The organism is Paraburkholderia silviterrae (assembly GCF_004353915.1).
GTDB lineage: Bacteria > Pseudomonadota > Gammaproteobacteria > Burkholderiales > Burkholderiaceae > Paraburkholderia > Paraburkholderia silviterrae.
This window is the reverse complement of the sequence record NZ_SMRP01000017.1, coordinates 12,863-25,838: the sequence shown is the minus strand read 5'-3', so window position 1 is coordinate 25,838 and position 12,976 is coordinate 12,863. Positions and strand designations below refer to the sequence as shown.

The 12,976-nt window shown below is 61.7% G+C and carries 11 protein-coding genes; 3 read left to right on the top strand and 8 right to left on the bottom strand.

The features are described 5' to 3' along the window. Positions 1–96: 96 nt before the first annotated feature. Complete coding sequence (locus tag EYW47_RS26945; RefSeq protein WP_133197896.1) at positions 97–1,029, top strand: LysR family transcriptional regulator; 933 nt, start codon at positions 97–99, stop codon at positions 1,027–1,029. A gap of 346 nt (positions 1,030–1,375) precedes the next feature. Here EYW47_RS26945 and EYW47_RS26940 read toward each other — a convergent pair whose 3' ends face one another. After that, positions 1,376–2,284 carry a LysR substrate-binding domain-containing protein gene (locus tag EYW47_RS26940; protein WP_133197895.1) on the bottom strand — a complete coding sequence of 303 codons (909 nt, stop codon included), beginning with the start codon at positions 2,282–2,284 and terminating at the stop codon, positions 1,376–1,378. A 154-nt stretch (positions 2,285–2,438) separates the two neighbouring features. On the opposite strand from EYW47_RS26940, the gene EYW47_RS26935 reads away from it, so the two are divergent. After that, a complete protein-coding gene (locus EYW47_RS26935; RefSeq protein WP_205710162.1) occupies positions 2,439–3,743 on the top strand; it encodes an NAD(P)/FAD-dependent oxidoreductase in 1,305 nt (434 codons plus the stop codon). Between the two features lie 68 nt (positions 3,744–3,811). Further along, entirely contained in the window at positions 3,812–4,942 is a 1,131-nt protein-coding gene (locus EYW47_RS26930) for a polyamine ABC transporter substrate-binding protein (protein WP_133197894.1), read from the top strand. 192 nt (positions 4,943–5,134) lie between these two features. Here EYW47_RS26930 and EYW47_RS26925 read toward each other — a convergent pair whose 3' ends face one another. The 7 genes from EYW47_RS26925 to EYW47_RS26895 form a co-directional block, all read right to left on the bottom strand. Further along, positions 5,135–6,259 (bottom strand): porin, encoded by a 1,125-nt coding sequence (locus EYW47_RS26925; RefSeq protein ID WP_133197893.1) that lies wholly within the window; start codon positions 6,257–6,259, stop codon positions 5,135–5,137. Between the two features lie 202 nt (positions 6,260–6,461). Beyond that, positions 6,462–6,845, bottom strand: a complete 384-nt coding sequence (locus EYW47_RS26920; RefSeq protein ID WP_133197892.1) for a BON domain-containing protein — start codon at positions 6,843–6,845, stop codon at positions 6,462–6,464. A gap of 134 nt (positions 6,846–6,979) precedes the next feature. After that, positions 6,980–8,572, bottom strand: coding sequence for a class I adenylate-forming enzyme family protein (locus tag EYW47_RS26915; protein ID WP_165976683.1), 1,593 nt, complete (start codon positions 8,570–8,572; stop codon positions 6,980–6,982). Between the two features lie 74 nt (positions 8,573–8,646). After that, entirely contained in the window at positions 8,647–9,423 is a 777-nt protein-coding gene (locus tag EYW47_RS26910; RefSeq protein WP_133197891.1) for an SDR family NAD(P)-dependent oxidoreductase, read from the bottom strand. Positions 9,424–9,462: 39 nt separating this feature from the next. After that, positions 9,463–10,620 carry an acyl-CoA dehydrogenase family protein gene (locus EYW47_RS26905; RefSeq protein WP_133197890.1) on the bottom strand — a complete coding sequence of 386 codons (1,158 nt, stop codon included), beginning with the start codon at positions 10,618–10,620 and terminating at the stop codon, positions 9,463–9,465. Positions 10,621–10,630: 10 nt separating this feature from the next. After that, a complete protein-coding gene (locus EYW47_RS26900) occupies positions 10,631–11,872 on the bottom strand; it encodes a thiolase family protein (protein ID WP_133197889.1) in 1,242 nt (413 codons plus the stop codon). Positions 11,873–11,922: 50 nt separating this feature from the next. Further along, a complete protein-coding gene (locus EYW47_RS26895; protein WP_133197888.1) occupies positions 11,923–12,708 on the bottom strand; it encodes an enoyl-CoA hydratase/isomerase family protein in 786 nt (261 codons plus the stop codon). Between the last annotated feature and the right edge of the window lie 268 nt (positions 12,709–12,976).

Here is a 12,976-nt window from a genome sequence, read left to right as displayed (position 1 = left end):
TGATTGCCTGTGGCATAGGGAGAATCAAGCTTAGTCCAGTGCGAGAGGCTCAACAATCGGTCTACAATTGCATAGGCTTATGAACATTCCTCAATTATGAAGAAAGCTGGCCTGTCGGAATTGACGGTATTCGTGGAGATTGCCCACCAGCGCAGCTTCAGTGCAGCCGCGCGCAATCTGGATGTGTCTCCATCGGCGCTCAGTCATACCATGCGCGCATTCGAAGCGCGCCTCGGGGTACGGCTCTTCAACCGGACGACCCGCTCGGTCGCGCTCACGGAAGCGGGAGAGCGCCTGCTGCTGCGTGTCGGCCCCGCCATCGCCGACTTGCAGGACGCAGTCAGCGAAGCGGCCTCGTCACGCGATCGTCCATCGGGGGTGATTCGCATCAGCGCATCGGAATCGGCGGCAAAGCTGCTCGTGCGCAATGTCTTGCCCAGCTTCCTGACGCGATACCCGGACATTCATGTCGAGATCGTCGTCGACACACGCCTGGTCGATATCGTCGCCGATGGGTTCGATGCGGGCATCCGCGTATTGCAGGACGTCCCACGCGACATGATCGCGGTGCGCTTCGGAGGCGATATGCGCTTCATGGCCGTGGCATCGCCCGACTATCTGCGCCAGCATCCCGCACCGCAGGCGCCGCATGACCTTGTGCAGCACCGATGCATCCGGTTTCGCTTCGAGAGCGGCGCGCTGTATCGATGGGATCTAGAACGTCGCGGAAAGAGTGCAAGCATCGACGTGGAGGGCCCGATGACGCTTGGCAACGTCAATTTGATGATTGAAGCCGCGCTCAACGGGATCGGAGTTGCGTGGGTGCCGGATTATCTTGCGGCCGAGCACGTGGCGTCGGGGCGACTCGTCCACTTGCTCGCGGACTGGAGTCCATCGTTTCCCGGGCTTTGCCTCTATTACCCCGCGAATCGTCATCCCCCGGCTGCACTGCAACTCTTCGCGGCTGCAGTTCGCGAGTGGGCCGAATGTAACGTGAAAAGCAGCGCTTCAAGGCCTGGACCACGATGACTCATGGCGAGAGGAAAGCCGACGCCTGGGCAGCGATTAGCGCGTATCGCTTTCTGGTCGAAGAAAAAAATCGAGCATCATTTCTTGCACTGCTTCGACCATCTGGATCGCACCGAGCTCATCCGGGCAAAATCGCGGCATGGCAACGCTGCCTCGCAAACATCGTCAGGAATACCGTCGCGACGGGCGTCTTCATAAGGAAACCTCCGTGCCGCGATAACACGCGAACGCCCAGGACCGGCGGCGCGATGGAGCACAGGTCAAGCCCCTCACAATGTTCGCTCGTCCGTCGATGTAGTTTGGTGTCCTATCGCACATACACAAAGTGTTGCACCCAGTCGCACACTTAAGCGGCCGCGTCACGCGCATCTCCCGCTGCCTGTTGAGCAAACCATTGGAGGATGCGCTGGCGTGCCGGATGCAGTGCTCCGGCGGTCTGCAACCAAAGCACATAGACGCCGGTGGTCTTTAACGGTGTGCCGAACGGAACGATCAGCTTGCCGTCCGCAATCGCTTCCTGCGCCAAAGTCAGATCCGTCATGGCGACACCCAATCCGCGGCTGGCCGCATCCATTGCCAGTTCGTCCAGGTTGAAGGTCATGTGCCGGTAATCGGCGTCGTCGGCTTTCTCCCGAGCCTGAAGCCAGCGCTTCCATTCGTGGTGGCCGGTCGAACCGTGAATCAGGGTGTGTTGGTCCAACTCGTCCAGCGTGGCCGGAGGCGCCTTGCCGCCGACCAGGGAAGGCGCGCAAACCGGCACGAGAAACTCCTCGAAGAGTGTGAGGAACGAAGGGTCGCTGCGCATTTCTGGAAGGTAAAGGATATAGGCATCGCACTCGCCCGATGGATCGACCATCTCGGTCGCAACCGTCTCTACCGACAGCGACAGATCAGGGCATTGCGCATAGAAGTCGACCATGCGCGGCAATAGCCAGCGGACCGCCACCGATACGAATATGCGAATGCGGAAGGGCCTGTCCCGCCGCGTGAGGTGCTCGTTGAGCATCCGCAACTCGCCGAGCACCTTGCGCGCAACGTCGAGCACGGCCTTGCCGTGCTCGGTCAACTGCATGCTGCGGCTGTTGCGAACGAGCAGTGGCGCGCCGTAATGGCTTTCCAGTTGCTGGATCTTCCTGCTTACCGCGCTCTGGGTCAGATGCAGCTTTTCCGCCACTTCGGTAAAGCTGGCCGACTCCGCGACCAGCGCGAGTGCCTGAAGGGCCTGGAGGGAGGGTGGGCGATAGAACTTATCCATGCGTTTTTTGAATGCTCGAATGAATTTATAACGCTGGATAACGCGCCCAGCTCCCAATATATTGGCACAAACCACAAGGCATCTTCACGCAAGAATGCCAATTATTCATGCTTCTGACAATTGCATCGCCGCGCCGCGAGGTAGGAGACGTGCTTTGATCGAAAATATTTGCGGCTGGATTGCGCAGGCAGGCAGCTCGCCGGCCAGTGCGGCCCTGAAAGGAACTCAGCAGGCCGATTGGCTCGTGATCGGCGGCGGCTTCACGGGATTGGCTGCGGCGCATACGCTCGCCGAACTGCACCCGCAAGCGCGCATCGTCATCGTCGACCGGCAGCGCGCGGCTCAGGGCGCATCGGCGCGCAACTCCGGCTTCGTCGTCGCGTACGAACGGCCCGAACCCGAGGAACTGGGCGGTCAGCCACTCAATGATCAATACCATCGCGTGACGGCGATCGGCAAAGCCGCGAGCGACGAGGTGAGCCGGCGCGTGACGGCTCTCGGCATCGAGTGCGATCTGAGCCGAGACGGCTACTTTTTTGCCGTCCATGACCCGGAGAAACTCGGACAGGCGGACGCCCAGGTGCGAACCCTGCGGGAAGCCGGGGCGAGTGCCGAACTACTGGAAGGCCCGGCGTTGTCGCAGCGATTGGGGACGTCTTTCTACCGGGCCGGAATATGGTGCGGCGGCGGTAACGGCCTGCTGCAGCCGGCCAGGTACGCCAAAGGGTTGCGGGACGCGTTGCCCGGCAATGTCCGGCTCTACGAGAACACGGAGATCGTGGGCCTTGAGCGGATGCATGGCGGCAAGATTCGCGCGCGTTCGCACGACGCAGACATCGAAGCCGGGCAGGTCATCATTTGTGTCGGTGCCTTTCTGCAAAGAGTCGGGGTGAGAGACCGCGCGGTGTTCCCGCTCGAGCTCAGTGCGTCGCTCACGCGGCCGCTGAACGAAGACGAGCAAGCCCGGCTGGGCACCGCGGCCGCGTGGGGCGTCCTGTCGACCCGGGTCGCCGGCGCCACGGTGCGTTTGACGCCCGACCAGCGGCTCATGATTCGCAACACGGTGGAGTATCGCCATCGAGATCTCGCGGGCCGCTCGCTCGAGACTCGGAGGGACCGTCATCTGCGGGGATTGCAGCGCCGGTTCCCGTGGGTTACCAGCGAACACCTGCAATTCACCTGGACCGGCCACCTGAGCGCGACGCGATCCGGGGAGCCGCGGTTCGCGAAGCTCGAACATGGCGTCTATGCCGCTGCCGGATGCAATGGTTCCGGTGTGGCGCGCGGCACCCTGTGGGGACGACTGCTGGCGGAGATGGCGTCGGGAGGCCAGTCGGCGTTGCTGACGGCTGTCCTCGACCACGCGAGGCCTGGCTGGGTACCCCCGAGTCCGTTCTTCGATGTCGGCGCGGCAATCCGTTTGCAGTACGAAGCGCATCGCGCTGAAACCGAATCGTGAGAACAACGGTTGCCGCGGACGAGCCCCTTTCTCTACCCCGTAACTTGCCCCAAAAAAAGGAAAGCACGATGAGCGTTTCCCACTCTGGACCGCGATTCAGGCGAGCAGTCTTCGCGAGCCTTCTGGTGACGGCTGCCGTGGCTGCATTGACCGCGCCGCTGGCTCGCGCGGCGGATGCCGAATTGAATGTGTACAACTGGTCGGACTACATCGCAAAAGACACGGTCCCGAACTTCGAGAAGCAGACCGGCATTCACGTTCGATACGACAACTACGACAGCAACGATACATTGCAGGCCAAATTGCTGGCCGGCAACTCCGGCTACGATATCGTCGTGCCCACGTCGAACTACATGGGCGCGCAGATCCAGGCCGGCGTGTATCAGAAGCTCGACAAGGCGAAGTTGCCGAACCTGAAGAATCTGAGCCCGACGCTGATGCAGATGGTCGCGGGCGCCGATCCGGGCAATCTGTATGGCGTGCCGTGGGCGTTTGCGGTAATCGGTATCGGCTACAACGCGCAGGCAGTGCAGAAGGCGCTCGGTGCAAACGCGCCCGTCGACAGTTGGGCACTGGTTTTCGATCCCGCGAATCTCGCGAAGCTCAAAGGCTGCGGCGTATCTTTCCTCGATGAATCGATCGACGTCTTTGCGGCGGCGCTGCAATACATGCACAAGGATCCGAACAGCACCAATCCGGCCGATTATCAGGCCGCATTTGAAATGCTGAAGAAAGTCCGGCCCTACGTGACCGAGTTCAATTCGTCCGGCTATATCAACGATCTCGCCAACAGCGACGTTTGCGTCTCGATCGGATTTGCCGGCGACGTTGGCATTGCGCATCGGCGCAGTCTGGAAGCGAAACGTTCGTATGACATCAGATTTTCGAACGTCAAGGAGGGCGGCCTGGTCGCCTTCGACATGATGGCGATTCCGAAAGACGCGCCGCATCCAGAGGCAGCGCTTCAGTGGATCAACTACATCGAGGACCCGAAGGTGAACGCCGCAATCACCAACGAAGTGTATTACCCGACCGCAAACGTTCCGGCGCGCAAATTCGTGACACCCGCGATTGCGCACGACTTGTCGGTCTATCCGCCGGACGATGTGTTCAAGAAAATGACGTTGATGAAGCCAAAGCCTGTCGAGATTCTCCGGTTCGAAAACAGGTTGTGGACGCAACTGAAAACCGTTCATTGATAGCGGGAGATTCCGGGTTGCGGTCGGACCCGATGGGCTGTCGGCGCAAGTGGCGCAGCGCGGCTCGCAATGACGTCGGCACGCGTCTTCGGGGTCGAGATCATTGGGATGCGAGGCCACCTCCGCGAAAGCGGAGGTAGCACAGGTTGCACCCAGAAGCGCACCCAGACTGGCAAGGCGATGAGGAAGTCGCTAGAAAGCGTGACGAATGCCCAGCATGACCGCCGTCGTGGCCATGCCCGGCGCCACGGGCTGGCCATACGTTATTGGCTGGGTCATGGTTCCCCGGTTGTTCACGTGCCCCACCTGGCCGTACACGAGCGTAGTTTTCGACAGGCTGTACTCCGCGCCGGCTGCAACTTCGGTCGACTTGTTGGCCGAGTTGTTGCGGTCCTTCAGGTAGTACACGCCACTGGTAATCTTGAAGGCAGGTGAGAACTGGTAGCCGAGGCCGGCCGAGTACAGATCGATGTTGACCCGCTCAGACTGCGCCGGATTCCTGCCGTTCGAATACGATGCGGAAACGGAGAGTGCGTGGTACGTGTATAGCGCGCCCACGTAGAAAAGGCGGTTATTGGCAAGTCCGGTGGGCACCGTCGTCGGTCCGGGATTCGTATCGTGGCCAATGTAGTAGCCAGCCGCAAAACGAAGGCCATAGTTCGAGTATTTCAGTACGGCGGACTCCCGCGTGTTTCCCTGGAAGCTGCCCGGTACACCTCCGGGTGCATACTCGAGTGCCGCGGACAGGCCGGCGAACTTGGGCGATTCGTAGACAATCGCATTGCTGTCGTACAACGCGCCGATTGGCCCGTTGGTGCTGATACCCTGCCAGCCGGCCGCCTGGTTCATGCCGAGCCACGCAGTCAGAATGCTGCCGAAATAGTGTGCCCCCTGTACGTCGGTCTCGGCCATTGCATAGGCAATCGGCACGATCTGGCGACCGAAGTTCAGCGTGCCGAACGGTCCCGACACACCTACCGTAGCGATCTGGTTGAATTGTGCGGCCACGCCCGGCGTATCGCCCAGGTTGAACTTGCCGGTGCCACTGTCGAACTCACCTTGCAGTCTGAAATTGACGTGATACCCACCGCCGATGTCCTCTGATCCCTTGAGTCCCCAGTAGCTCGCATAGATGCCGCCATCCTTGTAGCGGAAGACCTTGCCGAGGTTCGTCGCCGTCGGGCTCAACGTGGCTGCCGAAGTGCTTTGATACAACAACCCGGCATCGATGACACCATATAGCGTCACTGACGACTGTGCGTGTACCGCACTACCTGTTGCCGCTAAAGCGGCTGCGGCTATCCATTTCAATTTCATTGCGTCTCCGGTTTTTTGCTTTAAAGCGGCCTGTTGCGACCGCCGTACGTACTGAACACATCAGACGCTTCGACTCAACGCCAACTGCGCTCGTCGAAGGATCTCTAGTTGTTTTTCTCTACTGGTTCGGTGTGCTACAGGAAGCAAGGCCATCCATGCAATGTCATCCGCGCGCGCTTGATTCCCCCGATATGCGAGCTTGTTACGCACCGCCAAACGGTTTTTGCACGATCAGCTTGTTGGTCACGGAGGTCACCCCCGGAACACGCTTCGCGATCTCAGCAACCTCATTGACCTGCGAAGCGTCCGTGACTGTGCCGTTCAGCGTCACCGCGCCGCCTCTAGCGACGACGCTGATATTGCCGGCGCTGATCCTCGTGTGCTGGCCGATAGCGGCATACACCTGCCGGCGCAGCGCGCGATCGGCTTTTCTTGCGTTGAAGGGAGCCGCTGCGCTCTGTGCAGCGGGTGCAGCCGGCGCACCGGCAGGTGCACTGGCCGTCTGGCCCGGCTGCGACCATGCGTTGCTGGACGCGGCCAGAATCAACGTGGCAATTGCCACCGCGCGTGCCTGAATACTTTTCATCGAATACTCCGGTTGTTATGAAGGACGGAATCGGAAGGTGGGGTGGATGCCAATCAAGGCAAACGTGCCGCGCAATATCGGGCATTCAAAGCCGGCAGCGGTCCAATCACGCCGGACTTGCAAAATGGAACTGTCTAGCTGACCTTGCGCTGCATGCTTTGCCAGTACTTCTCCTTGACCGCGCGCCGCAGGACTTTGCCGACCACCGAGGTCGGCAACTGCTCGACGAACACCAACGACTTCGGCGCCTTGTAGCTACCAAGCTTTTCCTTGGCGTGCGCGATGAGTTCGGCTGCCTCGACCGAGGCGCCGGGACGCAGCAGCACCTCCGCATGCACGGCCTCGCCCCACTCGGAATGGGGAACGCCGACCACAGCGGACATCATGACGGCCGGATGCGAGGCCAGCGCCGCTTCAACTTCGATCGCATAGACGTTGAAGCCGCCGCTGATGATCATGTCTTTCAAACGGTCGACGATGTACAGGTAGCCATCCTCGTCGATGTAACCGAGGTCGCCTGACTTCCACGCCCCGTCGGCAAACTCGGCGGCCGTCATTTCCGAATTGTTGTAATACCCCTTGATGACGGCTCGGCTGCGGATGTGGATTTCGCCGCGTTGGCCGGTTGGCAGCGGGTTGCCATGCTCATTGGTCACATAAACTTCGACGCCCGGCGTTGGCCGGCCGGCCGAAGATAGACGTGCGATACCGCCATCCGTCTTGTGTCCGGTCTCGTGCTCGGCCTTGTCGAGCGTCGACACGAACATGGGGACTTCGGTGGCGGCGTAGACCTGCGCGAAGATGGGTCCGAAGCACGCGATCAGCTCTTCGAGCCTGGCGGGACTCATCGGTGCGGCGCCGTAGATCAGGGTGTTCAGCGAAGAGAGATCGCGTGGCTTGGCGTGCTGCAATTCGAGCAGACGGTACAGCACCGTCGGCACCAGGAACGAATGCGTAACGCGCTGCTGTTCGGCCGTTTCCCGCCATTGCTCGAGATCGAGCTGATTGAGCGTCAGGTTGGCGCCGCCGGCATAGAAGGTCGGTACGAAGCCGACCATCGTGCCATGCGAGAGCGGCGCCACATGCAACATGCGTGTGCGGCAGTTGAAGCCGAAATCCGGGTTGCTGAAGCCGCCGTCGCGGCAAGCCATCAGATTGTCGATCGAGTACATCGCGCATTTGCCTTGGCCCGTCGTGCCGCCGGTGAAGCGCAACATGAAGATGTGCTCGTCGTCGTCCAGCTCGACGTTGGCGTCGAGCTCTGAGGCCGTGTCGACCAGGCTCCAGAACGCGCGCACGCCAGGGCGCGTGGCCTGTTCCGGCGTCGGATCGTCCATGACGACGATCTCGCAGCCAGCCGCGCGCAACATGGCGTAGTAGCCATCGAGCAGGCGCGTTTCAATGAACACGACCTTCGGCTTGACCAGTTCGATCTGACGCGCATGCTCTTGCGGCGCGTCGCGCAGGTTGGTCATGACCACCGTGCCTTCCTGCTTGAGGACAGTCGGCAGCATCATCAGGCTCAGGTTGTCGTTTTCCAGAATGAGCAGGAACTTGTCGCCTTTGCCGACCCCGAGCGCGTTGCGCAGCGCATCGGCGATGCGGTTGGTCAACAGGTGGTATTCGTGGTAGCTGTAACTGCGGCCGCGCTCCACATTGACGATCGCTTGCCGGTCGCGAAAGCGCAGCGTCATCAGGCGCATGATGCGGCAAAAGTTCATCTTCATGGATTTGTCTCCTTTGTTCTTTTGCCCTCCCTCTTCTTGAGAGGAAGGGCAGCCCTGTCGCCGGTGCGGCGCGCTTAGCGCGCGCGCAGGCGTGACGCTGCGTCGAGGCGAATCGTGTGCGCGTTGAGGTAGGCGTTTTCGATGATGAAGGCGCAGCAGTGCGCGAACTCGCGCATGTCGCCGAGGCGCTTCGGGGCCTCGATCTGCGTCGTCAACGCAGTGACGATCTTTTCGTCGAGCGAGCGCACCATCGGCGTCATGAACAGGCCGGGCGCAATGGCGTTGACACGGATGCCGACGTCACCGAGCTCCCGCGCCGCCGGCATGTTCATGCCGAGCAGCGCCGCTTTGGAGGCGGCATAGGCGACTTGACCGATCTGCGCCTCGTAGGCGGCACCCGACGAGATGTTGATGATCACGCCGCGTTCCTCCCCGGCTTCCGGTTCGTTTCCGACCATCTGCTCGGCGCATTTCGACATGACGTTGAACACGCCGTTGACGTTGACCGCCGTCACCTGCGCGAACTTCGCCAGCGGCGTGGCCTTGCCGTCCTTGCCCAGCACCTTGCACGGTGTGGGCAGCGCCGCGCAATTGATGCAGACGTGAATCGTGCCGAAGCGGGCAGTCACAGCGGCCACCGCGTTCTGCACCGATTCCTCGCTGACGACGTCGGTTTGCGCGAACATCGCGTGTTCGGCGCCGACATCCTCGACCGCCTTGGCGCCGGCCTCGGCGTTCATGTCGAAGATGGCGACGCGTGCGCCTTTTTCCTGTACCAGATAGCGCGCCGTGGCGAGTCCGAGGCCCGAAGCGCCGCCGGTAATGACGATGACTTTTCCTTCAATACGCATGATGTGTCCTGTGGAGATTAAATTCTTCGCCTCGGCGCCCTAGAACGCCGGCACGCCAGTCAACGCGCGGCCGATAATGAGTTGCTGGATCTGGGTCGTGCCTTCCGGAATCGGCGCGATGATCGCCTCGCGCGCGAGCTTCTCGACGAGGAATTCGGTCGTGACGCCGTTACCCCCGTGGATCTGCACCGCCTCGCGGGCGATTTTCACGGCTGCTTCGCAGGCAAAATATTTGGCCATCGCCGCTTCCATCTCGGCCGGCACGCCGGCTTCGATCATCGACGCCGCGCGGTAGGTCAAAAGGCGTGCAGCGTCCACGTTGGTCGCCATTTCGGCCAACATCGCCGCGATCAACTGGTGGCCCGCGATGACCTTGCCGTGCTGGCGGCGTTCCTTCGCATAACGAACCGCTTCTTCAAGCGCGCGGCGAGCGATGCCCAGTCCCTGGGCGGCAACGAATACGCGCGACCTTTCGAACAGCGAGAGCGTATTGCGCAATCCCTCGCCTTCGTTGCCGATCATGTTGGAGGCCGGCACGCGGACATCGGTCAGAAAGATTTGTGCGGTGGACTGGCTGTTGAAGCCGATCTTATGGATGCCGCGTACTTCGTACGGATGCTCCTTGCGGTCGAGCAGAAAATGGGTCAGCCCCTTGCGCGGGTCGTCGCTGGTTCGGCAGGTGCAGATCAGGAAGTCCGAGTACTCGCCATTGCTGATCCAGGTCTTTTCGCCGTTGATGATGAAATGGTCGCCATCGCGGCGCGCACGCGTTCTGATCTCCAGCACGTTGGAGCCGACGTCGGGTTCGGAAATACCCATCGAGACGAAACTGGCGCCGCTCAACAGGCCGGGCAGGTAGCGTTCACGCAGATGCGGGGGCGCAACCTTCTCGAGCAGCACGACGCCAAACGAGTTGATCAGCACCGGCACCGACAGGTCGGCCGAAGTGGTGGCCACTTCCTCGAACAGCATCAACGAAGTCAGCCAATCCAGGCCCATGCCGCCGTTAGCTTCGCTCGCGATGCCCGACACCAGCCCGAATTCCGTTAGCTGGCGCATGATGGCGGCCATCTTGTCGCGCGGCACGAACTTGTCGCGGTATTGCTTGCTGAAGATCGGATCGATCTCGGCATCGAGGAAGCGTTTCAGTCCATCGACGGCAGCCTGCTGCTCTTCAGTGCGGAATACGTGTCCCATTTTGGTATCCTTATTGTTTCGCCAGGATGTTGATGCCAACCACGGCTTCTTCGATTCCGTACAGGCCGCCGCCGTTTTCCTGGATTGCGATGCGTGCGTCTCGCACCTGACGCTGTCCGGCTTCGCCGCGCAACTGCGTCACCAGTTCGTGAATCTGGCCGAGACCGGTAGCGCCGATCGGATGACCTTTCGATTCGAGCCCGCCGGACGGGTTGATCGGGATGCGTCCGCCGACCGTGAAGTCGCCGCGTGCGGCCGCGGGGCCGCCTTCGCCGAACGGCACCAGCATCAGCGATTCGGCGTTGAGGATCTCGCCGATCGCCGAGGCATCGTGCACTTCGGCAACGTCAACGTCCTCGGGCGCGACGCCGGCTTGTTCGTAGGCTTTCTTCGCCGCGAGATGGGCGATGATTTTTTGCGGCTCGTCGAGACTGCGAGTCGTACCGGTCTGAATGACGCTGGCCAGCACGCGCACTGCGCGGCCGGCAGCGCCCCGCAGGCGCTTCAGGCCGGCGGCGGTGCAAAGCACGGCAGCGGCGGCGCCGTCGCTAATCGGCGAGCACATGGCCGTCGTCAGCGGGTAGGTGATCGGCGGCGAAGCCAGCACCTCCTCGATCGTCATGGGCTGCTGGAATTGCGCCAGTGGGTTATGCACCGAGTGCTGGTGGTTCTTGGCCGCGACCGCGGCGATCTGGTGCTGCGTGGTGCCGTATCGCTTCATATGATTGCGACAGATGGCGGCATAGACATCCATGAACACGCTATATGGGCGATCGGACATCGTGCCGGGCGGAGGCTCGACGCCTTCGCCCAATGCCAGCAGCGTCTTCTTGTTTGCCTCGACAGTGGAGACGTCCCAGCCGCCATCGAACGCGGCAAACATCCGGGCCTTGTCGGCGATGTTCATCTTTTCCGCGCCGACGGCCAGCGCCACGTCGCAGGTCCCGGCCCGCAGCGCCTGCACAGCCAGGTTGAATGCCGAAGAGCCGGCGGCGCAGGCGTTTTCGACGGTGAACACCGGAATGCCTTCGATGCCGATGCGGCGCATGGCGATCGGCCCGGGAATCGCAGTCTGCCCCTGGAACTGGCCATTGGTCAGCGTTGCATAGAATGCCGAGCCGATGTCGGCGGCCTCTGCGCCGGCGTCTTTCAAGGCCAGGGTGACGGCCTCGCCGACCATGTCGTATACGCTGCGCTCAAGCAAGCGCCCGAACGGCGTCATGCCGACACCGGCAACATAGATATCGTTCATGTAATTCCCGAAAGAGGGATGAGAAGTGCGGGATGAAGTAGTGGGCCGGCTCAACGGCCCTGGAATTGCGGCGCGCGCTTTTCGGCGAAGGCCTGCAAGCCCTCCTGCAGGTCGAAGCTGCGCAGATGGCGACGCAACATGACTTGCTCATGCAGCAAGGCGTCGTCCCGGCTCTTGTCGGCGGAGACGCGCGCGACTTCCTTCATGCGCCGCAACGCGGCAGGGCTCTTTGCGGCAATCTGGCCGGCCAGCTTCATCGCCGCATCGGCCAATGCGCCGTCGGGATGCACTTCGGAGACGAAGCCGTAAGCCTTCATCTCAGCCGCCGAAAGCGTCTTGCCGGTGAACAGCAGATACATGGCGACGTTCTGAGGAATGAGGCGCGGCAAAACCGCTGCGCCGCCGGCGCCGGGGTAGACGCCAAAGTTGGCATGGGCGTCCCCGATGGTGGCGCTTTGCGCAGCGATGACGATGTCGGCGCACATGGCCATCTCCAGGCCCCCGGCCATGGTTACGCCGTTCAGTGCGGCGATCACCGGTTTGGGGAAATTGCGCAGGCGCGCAAGCGTTGCGTCGGCAAGGTCGAGGAAATCGGCTTCGCCGGCCTCTGCCTTCTGACTGGCCAGCACCTCCTTCAAGTCCGCGCCGGCGCAGAATGCGGGGCCATTGCCGGTCAAGACCAGGACGCGAATGGCGTCGTCGGCGGCGATCTGGGCCAGCCGGCGCTCCAGTTCGGCCAGCAGCGCCATATTCATCGCGTTCATCGCCTTGGGGCGATTCAGCGTCAAGCGCGCAACCGCGCCCGTTGTTTCAAACAGCAATGCTTCTTCGGTCATTACGTCTCCGGGTTATCTGGGCATGTTGTCGTGGCGGAGAGGCGAAGACCTGTCCGCGGCAGGAAATGATCATAGGCAGGGGGAAATGACCGCGCGGCTCTTTGGAACGAAAAGTACATTCCGCAGAGCGATCCGCGGTGATCATTCGTGCAATGCGCCAGTGAGCAGTGACGGTGGAAGGAGGGTTGTCGTCCCGGCACGGACGAAGGGAGGCGACCGCTAGCGCGCATTGGCCCGTTCAGCGACGGTGTAGAATCGGCAGCACTAC